The organism is Streptomyces roseirectus (assembly GCF_014489635.1).
Lineage (GTDB): Bacteria > Actinomycetota > Actinomycetes > Streptomycetales > Streptomycetaceae > Streptomyces > Streptomyces roseirectus.
In genome coordinates this window covers 449,934-469,903 of record NZ_CP060828.1, presented here as the reverse complement: position 1 = coordinate 469,903, position 19,970 = coordinate 449,934, and the positions used below count along the sequence as shown (strand labels likewise).

The following is a 19,970-nucleotide window of genomic DNA, read 5'->3' as shown; positions in this document are numbered from 1 at the left end:
GAGATGATGGGCATGCCACGGCGCAGTCTGCTCGACGAATCCCAGGTCATTTCCCGCGACCACGTGTTACTGGGCGCACGCAACGCCACGCTCACCCTGGCCGCCCCGGGGGAGGCGCCGCACGACTACACCGACCTCATGAGCGCGTACGGCGCGGTCAACTTCGGTCACCGCAACCCCGACATCGACCCGGCCGCCGGCATGACGGCCGACATCTCCGGCTGCTTCTACCCGCCGGAGGCCGACACGGTCGCCGACTGGCTGTGCGAACGGCTCGGCCTGCCCGACCACCGGGTCCTGTTCCAGATCGGCGGCAGTTTCGCCGTGTCGACCGCGCTCGCCCTGGCGGCCCGCGCCCGGCCCGGCCGGATCCTGGCCATGGAAGGCGCCTTCCACGGGCTCGGCCAGGACACCCTGGCCGTCACCGGGATCCAGCACGACATCGCCCTCCAGGCCGGCCCCGGCGTGACCGCCCTGGCGCGGCACGTCGACTTCCTCGCCCCGGGCGCCCCGGCACCGGACTGGGGACCGTACTCGTGTCTGCTGTTCGAACCCGTGCAAGGGGCCAACGGGTACGTACCACTGCCCCAGGAGTGGCTGCGCGGCCTGGCGGAACAGGCCCGGACGGCCGGCGTCGTGGTGATCGCCGACGAGGTGCAGAGCGGCTACTACCGGCACGGCGAACTCAGCGTCGCCCGGTCGTGGGGCCTGACCCCCGACATCCTGCTGTTCAGCAAGTCCATGACCAACGGCGTCTATCCGCTCTCCGCGGTCGTCTTCGACAGCGGCCTGGGCCACGGCGCGCCGGACCCGGTACGCCTCGCGCACACCTTCCAGACCGGGGTGCTCGGCCACCGGGCCGCGGCCTCGGTGACCCGCTACCTGGACGCCACCCCGGTCGCCGACCTCGCGGCCGGGGCCGAACGGCTGCTGCGCGCCACCGCTGGCACCCTGGCGGACCTCGACGGCGTCCGCCGCGTCCACGTGACCGGTCCGACGCTGTCGTTCGAGCTGCCGCGAGGGCTCAGCCGGGCCGTCGTCCGCCGCTGCTTCCTGGGCGGCGTCATCGCGTTCGTCGGCGGGCACGGCGGCGAGCGGATCCGGGTGGCCCCGCCCGTGACGACACCCCCCGGCCAACTGGCGGACGCCCTGGACACGCTGACCGAGGCGGTGTCCGCCGAGGTCACCGCGGACGCCCGCCCCGCCGCGTCGATCTGAGCCCGCACAGATACGGAGAAGCAGAGATGATGCCCGACCGCACGGAATTCGTCAGTGCCGTCCAGGACTTCCTGGTCGAGCACAACCCGGGGGAACCGGCCGACTTCGGCCCCGACGACAACCTCTTCGTCCTCGGGCTGATCGACTCACTGCGCTTGGTGGAACTGATCGTCTTCCTGGAGGAACTGACCGGCCAGGACATCCCCGTGGAGAACTACTCGATCAGCTCCTTCTACACGATGAACGGCCTGTACGACATGGTCCACTCGGCCGCCACGGCCGCGACCACGGAGGTGACCGGATGACGGTGCTGGACGAGGTGGCGGTACGCCGGCTGGCGTCGCTGTTCGACAGGCTCGGCTGCGCCCTGCTGCACGACGCGGCCCCCGACGTCACCACGGTGGTCGACGCGCCCCTGCGCTCGCGCACCCCGGGACTGAGCGCCGCAGGGCCGGCCTTCCCCGTGGCGACGGACAACGACATGCTGCCCGGCCTGCAGGCCCTCGACCTGGCGCCGCCGGGCTCGGTGATCGTGCTGCACAACACGACGGCACGCTCGGAGGCCCTGGCCGGGGACATCTTCGTCACCGCCTGCAAACAGCGCGGCCTCGCCGGCCTGATCGTGGACGGCGCCGTCCGCGACGTGGACTCGCTGCCCGAGCTCGCCTTCCCGGTGTTCAGCTCCCAGGTGACCTACGTGTCGGCGAAGACCGCCAGGATCCCGGCCCGCGAGGTCCCGGAAGACATCACGCTGGGCTCGTGCACCCTGCGTCCCGGCGACTGGATCTTCGCGGACGGCGACGGCGTCCTGGCCGTCACCCAGCGGTACGTCAGCGCCGTGCTGCGCGCCGCGGTGCTGCTGGCCGAACGGGAGGAGGAGCTGAAGGGCAAGCTGCGGGGCGGCGAGACCCTGGGCGAGCTGTGCGGGCTGCACGACTTCCTGGCGGGCCGGGCCCCGCTGCGGTTCGAGGTCTGACGATGCTGACCCGGCCGCCCGCGCTGCTGCTGAGCGACCACCGGTCGGTCCAACAGGTGCTGCGCAGCCCGCACTTCACCGTGGACCACCCGTTCCGGGCGACCCGCCAGCTGTTCGGGCCGACCGCGATCGACGTCGACGGCCCCCGCCGGCGCGAGCTGCGCTCCCACGTCACCTGGTTCGCGCCGGGCCACATGACGCGGTGGCAGTCCCACGCCGTCGACCCCGTGGTCCGGGATCTCGTCTCCGCCCTGCCCCGGGGGAACCCGGTCGACTTCGTGGCGGCCGTCGGCCGCCGGCTGCCCACCCGGGTCGTCCTGCGGGTGCTCGGCTGCCCGGAGGGGGACGCGGACTGGGTGTGGGCACGGCTGCGGCCGATCGTCGCCCACATAGCGACCCCCGGACCGCCGGTCGAGGCAGCCGGGGCCCGTGACGAACTGGACGGCTACCTGCGGCGGTGCCTGCGCGAGCAGCCACCGCCCGGCACTCTGCTGAGCCTGCTGACCGAACGCGTGGGCCCGTCCCCGGGCGCCGCCGCAACCGACACCGTGATCCGGACCGCCCTGCTCCTCCTCGCGGCGGGTGTCGAGACCACCGCGTCGGCGACGGGCAACCTCATGGTCTGCCTGCTCCGCCACCCGGGCACGTGGCAGGCCCTGCGCGACGGGAAGCTCTCCGCGCCGCAGGTCGTCCGGGAGGCGCTGCGGTGGCTCTCCCCGCTGCGGAGGACCGTCCGCTTCGCCTCCCGCGACACCGAGGTCGGGCCGCTTCGGCTGCCCCGCGGCGCCGTGGTCGAGCTGGACCTCGCCGCCGCCAACCGTGATCCACACGTGTTCGAGCGCCCCGACGCCTTCGAGCCCGGCCGCCCCGGACACCCCGTCATGACCTTCGGCACCGGCCACCACGCCTGCGCGGGAGCCCGGCTGGCGCTCGCCGAACTGGAGACCCTGCTCACCGCGCTGGTCCGGCGCTTCCCCACGGTGTCCCAGCCCGCCGGCGAGGACGCCCGCACCGGCGGAGACGTCTTCCAGCAGCCGGCCCGGCTCGTCATGACACTGGGCTGACCGTCCCGTGCCCTTCCGGAGGAGGAGTCTCCGGTCGGGCCGGGACCGTTCGGTCAGCCGAGGCGCCACTGCTTAGTTGGGGCCGCCGGAGCCGTCGAGGCCGAAGAAGGCGATGGCGCGGGCCGCCATACCGGCGGCGGGCAGGGTGTGCCCGACGCCCTGGACGCTGATCGCCTCGACCGGCGCGTGTGCGCCGGTGGAGCCGTAGCGGGTGCGGGTCCAGCCGGACTGCGGGGAGTCGGTGAGGGCCGGGGTCCGGCTCACTCCGAGGGCGTTGGTCCACTGTTTGATCGCTTCACCGAAGTTCACGTAGTGCAGCGTGGTGTCCGTGGTGCCGTGCCACAACTGCATGCGCGGCCGGGGGCCGGTGTATCCCGGGTAGGCGCCCCGGACGAGGTCGCCCCACGCCTGCGGGGTCTTGGTGATCCTGCCGTTCGCGCAGTCGCTGTTCCAGCCGGAGCCGTTGGTGGTGGCGAAGCAGCCGAACGGCACGCCCGAGAACGCCGCACCGGCCTTGAACAGGTCGGGGTAGTCGCCGAGCAGGACGTTGGTCGTCATCGCACCGGACGAGGCGCCGGTGACGTAGACGCGGCCCGCGTCGGCGTTCATCGTCCGCACGGTGTGCCGGACCATCTGGGCGATGCTCGTGGGGTCACTGCCCCCGTCGTGCCTGAGCGCTTGGGGCGAGGAGACGTCGAAGCACTGCCCGCTGACGTTGGCGTCCGGGTAGACGACGATGAATCCGTACCGGTCGGCCAGGCGCGCGAACTCCGTGTTGGAGTGGAAGGCGGGCCCCGTGCCGGTGCAGTAGTGCACCGCCACCAGCACCGCCGGGCGCGCCGGAGCGCGGTCGGGCCGATAGACGTACATCCGCAGGTTTCCGGGGTTGCTGCCGAAGCCGGTCACCTCGGTCAGCGACGCGGCCGACGCGGTGGTGGCCGAGGCGCCGGTCAGCGCGAGCGCCCCGAGCAGCGGCGAGATCGCCATCAGCAGGGCCACCAGTACGTCCGCGACGCTTCTCTTCTTGGACTTCCGGGACATTGGGGGTGTCCTTTCTCTATCGGGAGAACGAGAAGTACAAGGTCCGGCCATAGTCGCCCGTCGCCGTGGTGGGGCCGCCGCTGGGGCCGAGCGCGGCCGGCGGGTCGAACTTGGTGCCGATCGCCGGGATCGCGTCGAGGAAGGACAGGTCCCCGTTCGGGAAGGGCGGCGCGGTGTGGCGGGGGTCGGGTCCGAACCGGGGGGTGAAGAGGCGGAGGTAGAGGTCGTCGTCCTCGGAGACGACGGTGAGCCGTCCGGCGGTGGTGTGCAGGGACGCCCAGCGGACGGCCGCGTGGTAGCCCTTGAACTCCGGGTACACCCAGCCGTCGGCACCGGTCGCGGTGTCGTTGTACCGCTTCGTCCAGACGTCCGTCGTGACGCCGCGCAGCCGGTTCTTCCACACCCGGTGGGGTCCGTGGCCGAGCCAGGTCACGCCGGTCACCCGCTCTTCGGGGTGGTCGAAGCCGACGCCGAGGAAGTCGTGCTCGCCGGTGAGGTGGTAGCGGTAGTCCAGCCGCAGCCAGCCGCTGGGGTGCAGCTGCCACCGGACGTGGCGCAGGGCGCCGGAGTACTCCGCCTCGACCGTGTAGCCGTTGCCGTCGGGCCCGTGCGTGAGGCGGGTGAGGTCGGCTGTTCCGGCGGTGGGCAGCGGGCCCCGGGACAGCGCGAAGTCCCTTCCCCGGTGGGTGACGCCGGCCAGCAGGCCCGTCGTGGCGTCGAGGGTGACCGTGGTGTGGCGGGACGTGAGGGTGAGGGTGTCGCCCGCCTGGGTGCCGTGCACGGCCGGTCCCGGGCCCGTCCGTACCAGCCGTCGGGCCTGGTCGGCGGCGGACGCGGTGGTCCATGTCCAGCCGCGGATCTCGCGGCCGTCGGCGTCGGTGACGGTGAGCGCCAGGGCGTCGGCGCGCCGCCAGCCGGACGGGAGGGGCAGGCGCAGCACGCCCTGCGCGCCGGGTTCGATGTCCGGGGCGGAGGCGGTGCCCTGGGCGCGCACGGTGTGGCCGTCCCGGCGCTGCGACGGGGTGCGGAAGTCCAGGAGCCGCCAAGTGAACCGGCAGGTGCGGGTGTTGGTGAACGCGTAGTGGTTGGTGAGGCCGATCCGGCCGTCGAAGTCGCCCGGCAGACGGCCGGAGGCGAACCGCTCGGGCTCGGCGAGCTGGACGGGGGACCAGATGTTTTTGATCGTGTAGAAGCTGGCCTCCTTCTCCCGGAAGGGGCCGAGGATGCCGTCGGGCGCGGCGTTGCCCGCCACGTCGACGGCGCCGCCGAGGTCGTCGCGGACGATGCCCTCGTCGATCAGCGACCACAAAAAGCCGCCGGCCGAGAGCCGTTCACGGCCCATCAGCTTCCAGTAGTCGTCGAGGCCCGCGCCGGCGCCGCCGTCGTAGAGGCCGTGCAGGAACTCGGTGGGCATGAAGACGTCGCCCTGTTCCTGGAGGATGCGGCGCGTGCTGTCGTACGTCTCGTAGTGGTCGGTGTTGATGCCGCCGAAATTGGCCCAGGGGTGCAGGACGGCGCGTTGCTGGGGGTCGTGGCGGGCGTAGTCGCCGTCGAGGGCGGTGTTCCAGCCGCCTTCGTTGCCGTTGCACCAGAACAGGATCGACGGGTGGTTGACGTCACGGGCGACCATCTCGGCGACGAGGGGCCGGCCCGCCGCCTCGTCGTAGGACTTCTGCCAGCCGGCGAGTTCGTCGAGCACGTACAGCCCGAGTTCGTCGGCGAGGTCGAGGAAGTGCGTGTCCGGCGGGTAGTGGGACATCCGGACCGCGTTCATGTTCATCTCCCGCATCAGCAGGATGTCCTGGCGGCTGACGCGGGCGCTGGTCGCCCGGCCGGACGTGGGCCAGATGGTGTGCCGGTTGGCTCCCTTGAGGAGGATCTTGACGCCGTTGACGTACACGCCGTCGCCGGGGCGCACCTCGACGGTCCGGAAGCCGAACCTCTCGTCGACGCGGTGGACGGTACGGGCGCCGGCGCGCAGCGCGACCTCGACGCGGTAGAGGTGCGGGGTCTCCGCCGTCCACCGCTGCGGGGAGTCGACGGCCGTCCTGAGGGTCACCGTCGTGTCGCCGGGCGCGACCGCCGCGGTGAACGGGGTGCCGACCGGGCGCCCGGAGAGGTCGGTGACTCGTGCCACGAGGCGGTCGGCGGAGCCGGTGCCCGACAGGTGTGCGTCGATCCGCAAGGTGCCGTCGGCGCGGGCGTCCACGGCAACGCGCTCGATGTGCTGGAGGGGGAACGCCTCCAGGTGGACGGGGCGGTAGAGGCCGCCGAAGTTCCAGTAGTCGCCCAGGCGTTCGGCCCGGTTGACGGAGTCGTCGGTGGACTCCTTGCTGACGGTAACCTCCAGGAGGTTGTCCCGCCCCGGGCGCAGTGCGCCGGTCACCTCGTGGCGGAACCGGTAGAAGCCGCCCCGGTGGACGGGGCCCGCCGGCTCGCCGTTGACCCACGCCTCCGTCTCGGTCATCGCCCCTTCGAAGACGAGGAAGACGCGTCTGCCGTGCCAGTGGGCGGGCGGCGTGAAGGTGTGCCGGTAGCGGCCCTTCTCCTCCGGGCGCAGGTTCCACCCGTAGTTGTAGGTGCCGTACCCGTGGAACTCCCAGTTCGACGGGACCGGGATGGTGCCCCAGCTGCCGCTGCGCCGACCGCTGGTGCACAGGAAGTCCCAGTCGACCGGGTGGTCGGCGTCCTCTCCGGAGAGATACAGGCGCTCGGTGCGCGCGGCGGCGTCCGCCGCGCCGGCCGTTCCGGCCTCGGCGGCCCGTGCCGGGGCCGTGGGCAGGCCGCCGGTGACGGCCGCGCCGACGGCGCCGAGGATCAGAACGCCACGACGTGACAGCTGCATGAGGTCTCCAGGCTTCCGTTGTCGAAGCGCTTCCGCGCACAACACAGCAGTTCAGGAGCGATCTTGGGGAGTGACGACGACCTTAGGAGTCGAATGAATCGAATACAAGAGGGCGGTAGCGCCGGCCCCGAGGAGCGGCACGCCGGAGGGGCCGCCGACGGGGGGCGGCCCCTCCGGGTTCCCGGCCGGTGCGCTACACCGCGGTGAACCGCCACTGCTGGTTGGTGCCGTTGTGGCAGGTCCACTGCAGGAGCCGCGCGCCGTCGGCCGTCGAGCCGCCGTTGACGTCGACGCACAGCCCGCTGGGCCGGCTCTTCACCGTGTAGATGCCCGCCGTGCTGGTGGGGGTGACGACGAACTTCTGCGGGTCGCCGTTGTCGCAGGTGGACTGCTGGAGGAACGCGCCCTGGGCGGTGGACCCGCCCGTGACGGCGAGGCACTTCCCGCTGTGCATCGCCTTCAGGTAGACGGCGCCACCACCGGCGTCGACGGCCTGCCACTGCTGGTTGGTGTTGCCGGTGGCCGGCCACTGGACGACCTGGGCGCCGTCGGCGGTCGAGACGCCGCTGACGTCCATGAACTTGCCGCTGTGCTGCGCCGCGACCGTCCACGTCCGACCGCCCACACCACCACCGTTGCCCGGTTCACCGACCCCGCTGCCGCCGAAGACGATCGAGTCGAGGCTGAACGAGGTGTCCGACGTGCCCTTGAACACCAGATGGAGCACGTGTGAGCCGGCGAGAGCGGCGGTGTTCACCGCTGGCGTGGTCTGGTAGGTGTTCAGGTCGCCGGTGGCGGGCACCGGCGTGGTCGCTAGGAGCGTGCCGGTCGGGGAGCCGGCGCGCAGCTCGATCGATCCGCCGCCGCCCGGCGACGACAGCCGGTAGCGGACGTTCGTGATGCCCGACAGGCTCATCGGGTCGAACGCGATCCAGTCGCCGTCGGAGGCGCCGACGACCCGCTTGCCGCTCTCCGCACCGGAGTGCGCGGCGACCTGCACGCCCGACTGGCTCGTGAAGAACTCGGCCTGCTTGTGCTTGGGCTGGAGGGTCGCGTGCGCGTAGCCGGTGAGCGGGCTCGCCCCGCCGGGGCCGCCGTCGTCGGTGTAGCGGGCGTTGAGGACGTAGTACAGGTTGGCGTCGTCGGGGTGCCCGCCGAGCAGCGTCGTGTCGATGGTGCCCGAACACCCCGGGTAGTCCGTGGTCTCGTGCTGGTGGTCGTCGTGGCCGAGCGCGGGGTTGACGAACACCTTGGCGCAGTCGACGGGCGCGCCGCCGGGGTCCGAGACGGACACCTTGTACGGGACGCGGTCCCCGAAGTCCACCATGCCGCCGTCGGCCGGAACGGTGACGGTGACGACCGGCGCGGTGTTGCCCACGGTGATCGGCACGTTCGCGAAGGCCGTGTCGCCGGTGCTGTCGGTGACCCTGAGCTGGGCGGTGTAGTTGCCGTTGGCGGTGTAGGTGTGCGACGGGCCCGCCGCCGTGGACGTGGTGCCGTCGCCGAACGTCCAGTGATAGGTGAGCGTGCCGCCGGGATCCGGGGCCGTGGACCCGGCGCTGCTGAACTGCACGGTCAGCGGCGCGCTCCCGTTGGTGGGCGTCGCGGCGGCCTTGGCGACCGGCGCCCGGTCGCCCCGGCTGTAGTCGATGCGGTAGAGCCCCGAGTCGTTGTTGCCGCCGCCGAAGTTGGTGCCCCATTCGAGCACGTACAGCGAGCCGTCGGGCCCGAACTCCATGTCCATCGGCTTGAGGAACTTACTCGACGGCATGAAGGAGTTGGTCCGGGTGACCGCGGTCGCGGAGTCGAAGTGGACCTCCTTGACGGTGTGGCGCGACCACTCGTAGAAGAAGTGGACCCCGTCGTAGTAGGGCGGGAACTTCGTGGCGGACGGGTTCGCGGCGTCGTAGCGGTAGACCGGCCCGCCCATCGGCCCCGAGCCGCCGGAACCGAGTTCGGGGAACTCCGGCGAGACGCCGTAGCCGTACCACATGTTCGGCGCGACGATCGGCTTGAGGCTGGTCAGGCCGGTGTTGTTCGGTGAGTTGTTGACCGGCGCGTTGCAGTTGAACTTGGCGCCGACGACGCCGGTGCTCGGGTTGTAGGGCGCGTACGCCTGGTTGTTCCCGTGGCAGAACGGCCAGCCGTAGTTGCCCGGGGCCTTGATGACGTTGAGTTCGACGAGCCCTTCGGGACCCCGGTTCGTCGTGGGCGGGTTGCGGTCGGGGCCGTAGTCGGCGAGGTACACCCAGCCGGTGGCCGGGTCGATCGAGAAGCGGAACGGGTTGCGGAAGCCCATCGCGTAGATCTCCGGCCGGGTCTGCGCCGTGCCCTGCGGGTAGAGGTTGCCCGCCGGGACGGTGTAGCCGCCGTCGGCCGACGGCCGGATGCGCAGGAGCTTGCCCCGCAGGTCGTTGGTGTTGCCGGCGGTACGGGCGGCGTCGAGGTTGGCCTTGCCCGCCCGCCAGTCCAGCGGGGCGTAGCCCTGCCAGTTGGGGTCGAGGTTCGGCGGGACGTCGTCCCCGGTGCCGATGTAGAGGTTTCCGTCGGGCCCGAACTCGATGTACCCGCCCGTGTGTCCGGGCTCGGGGGCGGTGCGGTCCCGGGTCGCGGGGATGTCGATGACCGTCTTCTGGCTCGACATGTTCAGGGTGTCGCCGGTGAGCGTGAACCGGGAGACCCGGTTGATGTCGTTCGGGACGCCGGCCGGGGAGTGGTACAGGTACACGTAGCCGTTGTCGGCGAAGCCGGGGTCCAGTGCCAGGCCGGTGAGGCCGTCCTCGCCGCCGGTGTAGACGCTGAGCGTGCCGGCGGTCACGGTGCTGTTGGTGGCCGGCTTGAAGATCTTCACCTGCCCGGACCGCTGGACGTAGAGCACCCGCCGGTCCGGGGCGACCGCGAGCGCCATCGGGTCCGCCGTGTTGTCGTCCAGGGTGCGCTTGCTGAAGTTGCCCCACACGGTGCCGCCGCAGTCGCCGTACGCCTTGCCGGCCGCCCACTTCACGCCCCCGAGGACGTGGTTGCGGAAGTGGGTCTCGCTGTAGGACGCGGCGGCGTGCCCCATGGCGGTCGCCCACACCCGGCCGCCGCCGGTGCTCCGGCACCAGGAGATCGGGTGGTCAGGACCCATCGCACGAGGTCCCGGGTTGTAGGTGCGCTCGTCCGCCGTGACCAGGACATGGACGTCACCGCGCGGATTGCGGTCGAAGTTGTACCACTCCTCGCTGCGGTTCCACCGGTCCGGCAGACCGGCCGTCGACGGGTGCTGCTTGTCCGCGACGACGGCGGTGCCCGCCAGCACACCGGGGGAGTGCTCCGGCATGTGCGCGCCGCCGTTGATCGTCTGGTCCCACCACGGGTACTCGTTCTCGATGCCCATGTCCGTGGCGTTGTGGATCGCCACGATGCCCTTCCCACTGGCGAGATAGCCCTCCACCGCCTGCCGCTGGGCCGCCGTGGTCCACACCATTCCCGACGTCTGGAACATGATGAGCACGTCGAACGTGGCGAGGTTCGCCGGGGTGAAGACGTTCGAGTCCTCGCTGTGCACCAGCTCGAAGTCGTTCGCCGCCGCCTGCTCCCGGAGCATCGTCAGACCGGCCGGAATCGAATCGTGCCGGTAACCGGCCGTCTTCGTGAAGACCAGGGCGCGGAAGGCCGGCGCCGCTGACGCCGGCTGGGCGACGACGAGCGACAGAAGCACGCTCACGATCGCCCCGAAGATGAATATGACGCGACGCATGCCGTCTCCTATTTCGGCGAACCGCCATGACGGGCGGTCAGCATGCAGCGGCCTCACACAACAGTCAATAAGGTTCGGGCGCGGCCGAATCCATAACACATTTCACGTAACAGTCTTCAAGATTCGGCGCGCGACTGCGGAAGAGCCGACGCGATAACAGATTTCGGCGTATTCGTTGATGATGTCCGGCGGTATTGCCAGGAGTTCACCGAGGCATTTAAGTATTCGACACGATTCCGCGAATGGAGGGGCTTCCACGATGTCTGGCCCGCTCCCGCCGCCGCTGCTCGCCCTGCGCGGCATCGGCAAGTCGTTCCTCGGCGTACGGGTGCTCGACGGCGTCGACCTCCAGGTCCGGCCGGGCGAGGTGCACGCCGTCGTCGGCGAGAACGGCGCCGGCAAGTCCACGCTCATGAAGGTCGCGTCCGGCGTCCACCGGCCCGACGAGGGAACGGTCGAGTTCGCCGGCGCGCCCAGGACGTTCCGTGGTCCGCGCGAGGCCCGGCAGGCCGGAATCGGCATCGTCCACCAGGAGTTGACCCTGCTGCCCGAACGCACCGTCGCGCAGAACGTCTGGCTGGGCCGCGAACCCCTGCGCCGGGGACTCGTCGACCGCGCGGCGATGCTCAGCCGCACCGCCGGACTCCTCGCCTCGGTCGGGGAGGGCTCCCTGCCGCCTGGCACCCGCGTGGGACGGCTCGGCGTGGCCCAGCAACAGGTCGTCGAGATCGTCAAGGCGCTCGCCCTCGACGCGCGGCTGCTCATCCTGGACGAACCCACCGCCGCCCTCGCCGACCACGAGGTCGACCAGCTCTACGCGCTGGTGCGGCGGCTGCGGGACCAGGGCATGGGCGTGCTGTACGTCTCGCACCGCCTCAAGGAGGTCTTCGACCTGTCCAGCCGGATCACCGTCCTCAAGGACGGCCGGGCCGTCGCCACCCTGGACACCGCCGACACCAACGCCGACCAGCTCGTACGCCACATGGTCGGCCGCGAACTGCCGACCTACTACCCCGCCTTGGCGCGGCCCGAGGAACGGGGCCCGGTCCGGCTGACCGTCCAGGGCGGCGGCAACCGGAAACTGCACGGCATCGACCTGAAGCTGCACGCCGGCCAGGTGCTCGGCGTCGGCGGCCTCCAGGGCTCCGGCCGCTCCGCGCTCGCCCGCGCCCTGTTCGGCGCCGCACCCTTCACCACCGGCCGGGTCACCGTCGACGGAACGCCGCTCCGGCCGCGCTCGCCCCGCGCCGCGATGCGGGCCGGCATCGCCTACGTCTCCGAGGACCGCAAGGGCGAGGGCATCGTCGCCGGGCAGTCCGTCCTCGACAACGCGCTCCTGGCCGGCCGCGCACTCCACCCGGCCCGCACCGGACGCGGCGCCCGCACCACGCGGATCCGCGAACTGCTGGCCGCCGTCGACCTGCGCGCCGCGGGCGAGGACCAGGAGATCCGCTTCCTGTCCGGCGGCAACCAGCAGAAGGTCGTGCTGGCCCGATGGCTCGCGCTCGCCCCGCGCATCCTGCTCTTCGACGAACCGACCCGGGGCATCGACGTCGGCGCCAAGTCGGCGATCCACGACCTCGTCCGCCGGCTCGCCCGCGACGGCGCCGCCGTCCTGATGGTCTCGTCCGAACTGCCCGAACTGCTCGGCATGAGCGACCGGATCATCGTCATGCGCGACGGCCGCATCGCCGGCGAACTGCCCGCCGGGGCGACGGAGGAGGACGTCGTCCGCCTGGCGGTCGGCACCGTGCGGGAGACGGCCGGATGAGCGGCGCGCTGTCCCCGCCGGCCCGCTGGACCCCGCCCGGCGTGTTCGTCGCCCTGGCCCTCACCCTGGCGATCGGCTGGCTCGCCGTCACCCTCGACGGCGGACGGCTGTTCAGCCAGCCGACGACCGTCAGCCTGCTGCACGTCGCCACCGGCCTCGGCCTCGTCGCCGTCGGCCAGACCCTGGTCGTCCTCGGGGGCTCGCTGGACCTGTCCGTGGCGTACGTGGTCAGCCTCAGCACCCTCGTCGCCGCCGAGACCATGGCCGGTGACGACGGCGCGCTGCTGCCGGCGATCGCCCTGACGCTCGCCGTCAGCGCCGCGATCGGCCTCGTCAACGGCCTGCTCGTCACCGTCGCACGGATCAACCCCTTCATCGCGACCGTCGGCGTCGGACTCCTGCTGAAGGGATACCTCGACAACGGGTACGACGGCCCGGCCGGCAAGACCGCGCCCGCCCTGGTGAAGGGCCTCGGATACCAGCGCGTCGGCCCGGTGCCGGTGTCGTTCCTGCTGCTGCTCGGCGTCACCGCCGCCGCCTGGTTCGTGCTGGCCCGCACCCGCTTCGGCCACCACCTGATCGCCGTCGGCGGCGACCCGGAGGTCGCCCGGCTGTCCGGCGTCCGGGGCCACCGGGTCCTCGTCACCGCCCACGTGCTGTGCGCCCTGTGCGCCGGCCTCGCCGGGATCTACCTCGCCGGCCGGCTCGGCGCCGGCGCGCCGAGGGTCGGCACCGAGGGCCTGTACGACCTGGAGTCGATCGCCGCCGTCGTGCTCGGCGGCACCGCCCTGGCCGGCGGGAGAGGCGGCGTCATCGGCACGGTCGGCGGCGTCCTGCTGCTCGCGAGCATCGACGCGGTCTTCAACCAGCTGGAGGTCGACGTGTTCTTCAAGCAGGTCATCCGCGGCGTCGTCATCATCGCGGCGGTCGCCGTCCACGCCCGCCGGACGCTGCGGAAGGCGACCTAGCATGCGGACCGCGCGCGCCCTGCACCGCCTCGACCTGCGCTCCGGCTCGCTCGCGCCGATCGTCGCGATCCTGGTGGTGCTGCTGATCCTGCTGACCGCCCGCCAGCCCGACTTCCTCTCACCGCCGTCGCTGATGGCGTTCCTCGGCCGCTCCGCGCCGATCGTGCTGCTCGCCGCCGGCCAGTACTTCGTGATCGTCTCCGGCGAACTCGACCTGTCCGTCGGCTCCCTGGTCACCGCGCAAGTGGTGGTCGCCGCCCGGCTGATCGACGGTGATCCGTCGGCCGGCTGGCCCGTCGCCCTCCTCCTGTTCGCGTTCGGCGTCGCCGTCGGCCTCGTCAACGGCCTCGTCACCACACGGCTCGGGGTGCCGTCGTTCATCACGACCCTCGGGATGTTCCTGATCCTCGTCGGCGCCGTCTACCTGTGGTCCGACGGCGCCCCGAAGGGCAGCCTCTCCGAGGAGTTCCGCCGGATCGGCCGGTCGGGCATCGAGAACGTACCCGTCCTGGAACGCGTCCCGTACGCCCTGCTCGTCCTCCTCGCGGTGGCCGCTCTCGCGCTGCTGCTGACGCGTTCGGACTTCGGCCGCACCCTGACCGCCGTCGGCGGCAACCCGCGCACCGCCGAGCTGAGCGGCGTGCGCGTGGGGCGCGCCAAGACCCTGGCGTTCGTCCTCAGCGCCCTCGCCGCCACCCTCGCGGCGATCCTCATCGGCGGCTACAGCGGCGTGTCGTTCCAGGCCGGCGCCGGACTGGAGTTCGGCGCGATCACCGCGGCCGTCCTCGGCGGCGTCGCGCTGGGCGGGGGCCGCGGGTCCGTCGTCGGCGCCATGCTGGGCGCGCTGACCCTGGAGACGCTGTTCACGCTCATGAACTTCTACGGCGTCTCCGGCGCCCTCGAACCGACCGTCCAGGGCGCGATCATCCTGCTCGCCGTGGCAGCGGCGTCCTTCCGACTCCCGTCCGGATGAAGGGGATCCAGTGAGACATTCCATGACGGTGACGGCCGTGAGCATCCTGCTGGTCCTGGCCGGCTGCTCCACCGACGACCCCACCGCCGGCACCTCGGGCTCGCCCGCCGCGAGCACCGGAGCGGGCACCGGGAAACAGTCCAAGTTCTTCGTACAGGCCGACTACGACAAACAGCTCACACTCCTGGACACCACGCCCACCGGGCCCGCCGGCAAGCCCTGGGAACAGGCGCTCGACCCGGCGACGGTGGACACCGCGAAGTACAAGAAGCCCGGCCCCTACAAGATCTGCTTCTCCAACGCCGGGCTCAACAACCCCTGGCGCCAGGTCGGCTTCACAACCATGCAGGCCGAGGTCGACACGCACCGCGACCGGATCTCCGAGTTCGTCCACATCGACGCCGAAGGCAAGGACCAGAAACAGATCGCCGACATCAACGACCTCCTCGGCAAGGGCTGCCACGCGCTCATCGTCTCGCCCAACACCACCGCGACCCTCACCCCGGCCGTCGAGGCCGCCTGCCGGAAGGGCCTGCCGGTCGTCGTCTTCGACCGCGGCGTCGACACGACCTGCCCGGTGACGTTCATCAACCCCATCGGCGGCTACGGATTCGGCCACGTCGCCGCCGAGTTCGTCACCCAGCAGACGAAACCGGGCGGCAAGGTCCTCGCCCTGCGCATCCTGCCCGGCGTCGACGTCCTGGAGACCCGCTGGTCCGCCGCGAAGATCGCCTTCGACAAGGCGGGCGTCGACGTCGTCGGCGTCGAGTTCACCGACGGCGACCCCGCCAGGACGAAGAAGATCGTGAACGACTACATCCAGCGCTACGGCACGATCGACGGCGTCTGGATGGACGCCGGGGCGGTCGCGGCCGCGGCGGTCGAGGCGTTCGTGGACGCCGGCAAACCCGTGCCGCCGATCAACGGCGAGGACCAGCTCGACTTCCTGAAACTGTGGAAGGACAAGAAACTCACGGCGATCGCCCCGACCTACCCCACCTACCAGTGGCGCACCCCGGTCATCGCCGCCCTGAAGATCCTCGACGGCCAGCCGGTGCCCAACCCCTGGAAGCTGCCCCAGCCGGTCATCACCCAGGACAACCTCGACGAGTACGTCGACCCCACCATGCCGCCGCTGCACTACGCGATGTGCGGCTGCACCGACCTGCCCGACTACCCGAAGCGCTGGAAGTAGCCCGGTGTACCCCATCGGCGTCAACCCATGGGTCTGGGCCTCGCCGGTCGACGACGCGGCCCTCGCCGAACTCGTCCCCAGGATCGCCGCGTTCGGGTTCGACGCCGTCGAGCTGCCGATCGAACACCCCGGCGACTGGGACCCGGCCCGCACCCGGGACCTCCTGGCCGCGCACGGCCTGCGCGCGGCCGGCGTCTGCGCGGTCACCTCACCCGGACGCGACCTCGTGAACGCGCCGCCGGAAACCGTCGCCGCCACCGCGGAGTACCTGAAAGCGTGCGTGGACGGCGCGGCGGCCGTCGGCGCGCCCGTCGTCGGCGGCCCCGTCTACGCGGCGGTGGGACGCACCTGGCGCATGTCCCCGACGGAGCGCGCGACCTGCTACGCGGACGTCCGCCGCGCCCTGCGGCCGGTGGCCGACCACGCGGGGGAGCGGGGCGTCGGCATCGGCGTGGAAGCCCTCAACCGCTACGAGACGAGCGTCGTCAACACCCTCGAACAGGCGGTGGAGTTGATCGACGGCCTGCCCGCGAACGTCGGCCTCATGATCGACACCTACCACATGAACATCGAGGAGGCCGACCCCTACGCGGCGCTCGTCACGGCCGGCCCGCACATCAAGCACGTCCAGGCCAGCGGCACCGACCGCGGCGCACCGGGCGCCGACCACTTCGACTGGCCACGCTTCCTCACCGGCCTGGCCGCGACCGGCTACGACGGCGCCGTGTGCATCGAGTCGTTCACCGCGCAGAACGAGGCCATCGCCACCGCCGCCTCGATCTGGCGTCCGCTCGCCCCGACGCAGGACACCCTCGCCCGTGACGGGCTGACCCACCTGCGCACCGTCCTGCGCGGTCTGCCGCCGGAACCGTCCTAAGGAGAAAACGTGTTCACCCCACTCGCGATATTCACGGCACGCAGGCGGCTGCTGACCACGGTCGCCGCCGCCGGCCTGGCCGCGACCGCCGTGGTGGCGCTCCCCACGCCCGCCTCCGCGGCCCCCCTCACCCTGTACGCCGCACCGACCGGCACCGGCACCGACTGCTCCAGCACGCAGCCGTGCTCCCTGACGGCCGCGCAGGCGGCGGTGCGCTCGCTCAACGACGCCATGTCCGACGACATCGTGGTGCGGCTGGCCGACGGCGTGTACCGACTGGCCCAGCCGTTACGGCTGACGGCGGAGGACTCCGGCTCCAACGGCCACACGGTCGTGTGGCAGGCCGCCCCGTCCGCGCGCCCGGTGATCACCGGCGCCCGCGCGGTCACCGGCTGGTCGGTGGCCGACACCGGCAAGAACATCTGGAAGGCCGAGGTGCCCGCCGGTCTCGACACCCGACAGCTCTACGTCGACGGCGCCGTCGCCACCCGGGCCCGCACCCAGGTCAACAGGGCGGACTTCACCGCCTCCGGCTCCGGGCTGAGGTTCACCAGCGGAGCGCTGAGCTACCTCAACAACCTGGCGAACCAGAGCCGGATCGAGGTGGAGGGCGTCAACTCCTTCACCGACCGGTACTCGCCGGTGCAGAGCATCAGCGGGAACTTCCTGACGATGCGGCAGCCGGCGTGGAACAACAACAACTTCGGCTACGACACCCTCATGAAGCCCCACCGGGCCGGCCCGTTCTACCTGTCCAACGCGTACGAATTCCTCGACTCGCCCGGCGAGTGGTACCTCAACCCCACGACCAGAACCCTCTACTACATCCCCCTCGCCGGACAGAACATGAACACCGCCGGCGTGGAACTCCCCACGCTGCAATCGCTGGTCAACCTCGGCGGCACCTACAGCGAACCCGCCCACCACATCACCTTCAGCGGGATCACCTTCACCGGCACGAGCTGGCTCGGCCCCAGCAGCAACCAGGGCTACGTGGACCAGCAGACCGGCGCCTACCTCGCCGGCAACTGGAACTGGCCCGGCTTCGACGCCTGCCACAACGGCTGCGCCCAGTTCGAGGCCGCCCGGCCGCACTGGCAGCAGATGCCGGCCGCCGTGCAGATCTCCGCCGCCAACACCATCACCTTCAGCGACTCCCGGTTCGTCAACCTCGGCCAGACGGCCATCGGCATCGGCAACGACGCCAACGCGCACGCCAGCGGCGTCGGACTGGGCGCCGGCAACATCACGGTGACGCGGTCGGAGATCGCCCGCAGCTCCGCCGGCGGCATCCTCGTGGGCGGCGTGCGCGCCGACGCCCACCACCCCGGCGACCCGCGCATGGTCAACAAGGACATCACCATCAGCGACAACCGCATCCACGACCTCGGCGCGGACTACCGGGGCATCGTCTCCGTCCTGACCACCTACGTCACGGGCACGAACGTGTCCCACAACGAGGTCTACAACATGCCGTACTCCGGCATGTCGATCGGCTACGGCTGGGGCTCCAACGACGCCGGCGGCAGCGACCACTACGCGAACCGCGGCCTCTACAACTACCAGCCGCGCTACACGACACCGACCACCGCGTCAGGCAACCGGCTCATCGGCAACTACATCCACGACGTCATGCAGCAGATGAACGACGGCGGCTGCATCTACACGCTCGGCTGGAACCCGAACGCGCAGATCAGCCGGAACCACTGCCTGCGCACCAACGGCTACTTCGGGATCTACTTCGACGAGGGCTCCAAGTACTACAAGGTCACCAACAACGTGTTCTCCAACACCGGGACGTGGGCGACGGCCAACTACTGGGGCGGCGAGAACATGGGGAACTGGACGCTCACCGACAACTGGTCGACCAACGGCAGCACGAACGTGACCAACGGGGACCGCGGCAACGTCGTCTCCGGCAACGTCACGGTCACAGGCGGCAACTGGCCGGCCGGCGCCCAGGACGTGATGGCGTCCGCCGGACCGCGGGACACCACCCCGCAGCCGGCCCGGCAGATCGTGGGCACGCAGTCCGGCCGCTGCCTGACCGTCCCGGGCTCCAGTACCACCAACGGCACCCAGACCCAGCTGTGGGACTGCACCGGCGCGACCGGCCAGACCTGGACCCACACCGCCGGCAAACAACTGACCCTCCCCGGCAACAAGTGCCTCGACGCGAGCGGCGGCGGCACTGCCAACGGCACCGCCGTCATCATCTGGGACTGCAACGGCCAGACCAACCAGCAGTGGAACGTCAGCGCCGGCGGCACCATCACCGGCGTCCAGTCCGGACTCTGCCTCGACGCGAGCGGTAGCGGCACCGCCAACGGCACCCGGATCCAGCTCTGGTCCTGCCACGGCGGCACCAACCAGCAGTGGACGATGAGGTAACAGCCGCCTCTAACGCCGCAGCAGGGTCGGCTCACCCGGCCCGCTGCGGCGCACCACCCACGCCTGCGTGATGTGGGTGAACATCGCCTCGGACGCGCCCCGGGGATCGTGCGCGGCGATCCGCTCGTAGATGCGCCGATGGCCCTGATTGGACGCGACACAGAAGGCGCGGCCGGTCAGTCCCGTGTACCGGGCGGAGTCGACGACCTGACGCTCCAGCGCACGGACCACGCCACGGCCGATCCGGTTCCCCGACGCCTGCATCACCGTGTCGTGGAACGCCCGGTCCTCCTCCTGGTACGCGGCGGGGTCGTCGACGAGTTCGTCCATCCGCTCCACCAGCGCGCGCAGCCGCTCCAGCGCCTCGGCGTCCGCCAGGCGGGCGGCGACGTTGGCCATGTCGGACTCCAGCGCGCGGCGGGTCGCCACGAGGTGATCGAGGACGGCCAGGCTCTCGTCCTCGGCGATCGTCGCGCCGAGGACCAGTTCGTCGAGCATGTTCCACATCGCCGGCGGCGTGACCATCGTGCCGGCGCCCTGACGGACCTGCACCAGCCCCTTCTCCTGAAGGATCTTCACCGCCTCACGCACCACGGTCCGGCTGACCGAGAAGGTCTTGCACAGCACGGGCTCAGGAGGAAGCGGCGAACCGGACGGATGGACCCCACGGACGATCCGCTCCACCAGCTCAGCCGTGACCGCTGCGGCGAGATTCGCCGGGCGCCGACTCCAGGCGGGGGCTTCGACCGCCTCTGCGGATGACCGCGGTGCTGCCGTCATGGACACCCCCCGGGTTCAAGTGGCGCACCACGGACGCCCGTCCACTGTACGCCATCCGGTTGACGTCATACGTCATACGAGTTACATACGTCATACGAGTTGCGTTCCTCCTCAACCTCCCACGCCGCA

The 19,970-nt window shown here is 71.3% G+C and carries 14 protein-coding genes; 10 read left to right on the top strand and 4 right to left on the bottom strand.

Going from position 1 to position 19,970, the window contains the following annotated elements; translation table 11 throughout:
- The first annotated feature begins 12 nt into the window (after nucleotides 1–12).
- From IAG44_RS01790 to IAG44_RS01775, 4 genes are read left to right on the top strand one after another with little or no spacing between them, the layout of a single operon-like run.
- Complete coding sequence (locus tag IAG44_RS01790) at nucleotides 13–1,218, top strand: aminotransferase class III-fold pyridoxal phosphate-dependent enzyme (protein ID WP_187745367.1); 1,206 nt, start codon at nucleotides 13–15, stop codon at nucleotides 1,216–1,218.
- Between the two features lie 29 nt (nucleotides 1,219–1,247).
- Complete coding sequence (locus tag IAG44_RS01785) at nucleotides 1,248–1,523, top strand: acyl carrier protein (RefSeq protein WP_187745366.1); 276 nt, start codon at nucleotides 1,248–1,250, stop codon at nucleotides 1,521–1,523.
- On the top strand, nucleotides 1,520–2,194 hold the full coding sequence (locus IAG44_RS01780) for an RraA family protein (RefSeq protein WP_187745365.1): 675 nt from the start codon (nucleotides 1,520–1,522) through the stop codon (nucleotides 2,192–2,194). Before IAG44_RS01785 ends, IAG44_RS01780 begins: the two co-directional genes overlap by 4 nt.
- Before the next feature lie 2 nt (nucleotides 2,195–2,196).
- A complete protein-coding gene (locus IAG44_RS01775; protein ID WP_187745364.1) occupies nucleotides 2,197–3,258 on the top strand; it encodes a cytochrome P450 in 1,062 nt (353 codons plus the stop codon).
- A gap of 72 nt (nucleotides 3,259–3,330) precedes the next feature.
- On the opposite strand, the gene IAG44_RS01770 is transcribed toward IAG44_RS01775, so the two are convergent.
- The 3 genes from IAG44_RS01770 to IAG44_RS01760 all read right to left on the bottom strand — a co-directional run bounded on the left by IAG44_RS01770 (nucleotide 3,331) and on the right by IAG44_RS01760 (nucleotide 10,886).
- Nucleotides 3,331–4,299 (bottom strand): extracellular catalytic domain type 1 short-chain-length polyhydroxyalkanoate depolymerase, encoded by a 969-nt coding sequence (locus IAG44_RS01770; RefSeq protein ID WP_187745363.1) that lies wholly within the window; start codon nucleotides 4,297–4,299, stop codon nucleotides 3,331–3,333.
- Between the two features lie 16 nt (nucleotides 4,300–4,315).
- Nucleotides 4,316–7,144, bottom strand: coding sequence for a glycoside hydrolase family 2 TIM barrel-domain containing protein (locus IAG44_RS01765; RefSeq protein WP_187745362.1), 2,829 nt, complete (start codon nucleotides 7,142–7,144; stop codon nucleotides 4,316–4,318).
- 193 nt (nucleotides 7,145–7,337) lie between these two features.
- Entirely contained in the window at nucleotides 7,338–10,886 is a 3,549-nt protein-coding gene (locus tag IAG44_RS01760; RefSeq protein WP_187745361.1) for a ThuA domain-containing protein, read from the bottom strand.
- Between the two features lie 259 nt (nucleotides 10,887–11,145).
- On the opposite strand from IAG44_RS01760, the gene IAG44_RS01755 reads away from it, so the two are divergent.
- From IAG44_RS01755 to IAG44_RS01730, 6 genes are all read left to right on the top strand, one after another.
- The gene (locus IAG44_RS01755; RefSeq protein ID WP_187745360.1) at nucleotides 11,146–12,657 is read left to right on the top strand and encodes a sugar ABC transporter ATP-binding protein; all 1,512 of its coding nucleotides are present in this window, start codon (nucleotides 11,146–11,148) and stop codon (nucleotides 12,655–12,657) included.
- On the top strand, nucleotides 12,654–13,625 hold the full coding sequence (locus IAG44_RS01750) for an ABC transporter permease (protein WP_187745359.1): 972 nt from the start codon (nucleotides 12,654–12,656) through the stop codon (nucleotides 13,623–13,625). The genes IAG44_RS01755 and IAG44_RS01750 overlap by 4 nt, the downstream gene beginning before the upstream one ends.
- A 1-nt stretch (nucleotide 13,626) precedes the next feature.
- Nucleotides 13,627–14,598, top strand: a complete 972-nt coding sequence (locus IAG44_RS01745) for an ABC transporter permease (RefSeq protein ID WP_187745358.1) — start codon at nucleotides 13,627–13,629, stop codon at nucleotides 14,596–14,598.
- 22 nt (nucleotides 14,599–14,620) lie between these two features.
- Nucleotides 14,621–15,793, top strand: a complete 1,173-nt coding sequence (locus tag IAG44_RS01740) for a substrate-binding domain-containing protein (RefSeq protein WP_187752449.1) — start codon at nucleotides 14,621–14,623, stop codon at nucleotides 15,791–15,793.
- A gap of 4 nt (nucleotides 15,794–15,797) precedes the next feature.
- Nucleotides 15,798–16,670: a sugar phosphate isomerase/epimerase family protein gene (locus tag IAG44_RS01735; RefSeq protein ID WP_187745357.1), complete on the top strand. Its 873-nt coding sequence runs from the start codon at nucleotides 15,798–15,800 to the stop codon at nucleotides 16,668–16,670.
- Nucleotides 16,671–16,763: 93 nt separating this feature from the next.
- Complete coding sequence (locus tag IAG44_RS01730) at nucleotides 16,764–19,061, top strand: right-handed parallel beta-helix repeat-containing protein (RefSeq protein WP_246563534.1); 2,298 nt, start codon at nucleotides 16,764–16,766, stop codon at nucleotides 19,059–19,061.
- Nucleotides 19,062–19,070: 9 nt separating this feature from the next.
- Here the strand turns inward: IAG44_RS01730 and IAG44_RS01725 are convergent, their stop codons facing one another.
- Nucleotides 19,071–19,841: a FadR/GntR family transcriptional regulator gene (locus IAG44_RS01725; protein ID WP_187745356.1), complete on the bottom strand. Its 771-nt coding sequence runs from the start codon at nucleotides 19,839–19,841 to the stop codon at nucleotides 19,071–19,073.
- Between the last annotated feature and the right edge of the window lie 129 nt (nucleotides 19,842–19,970).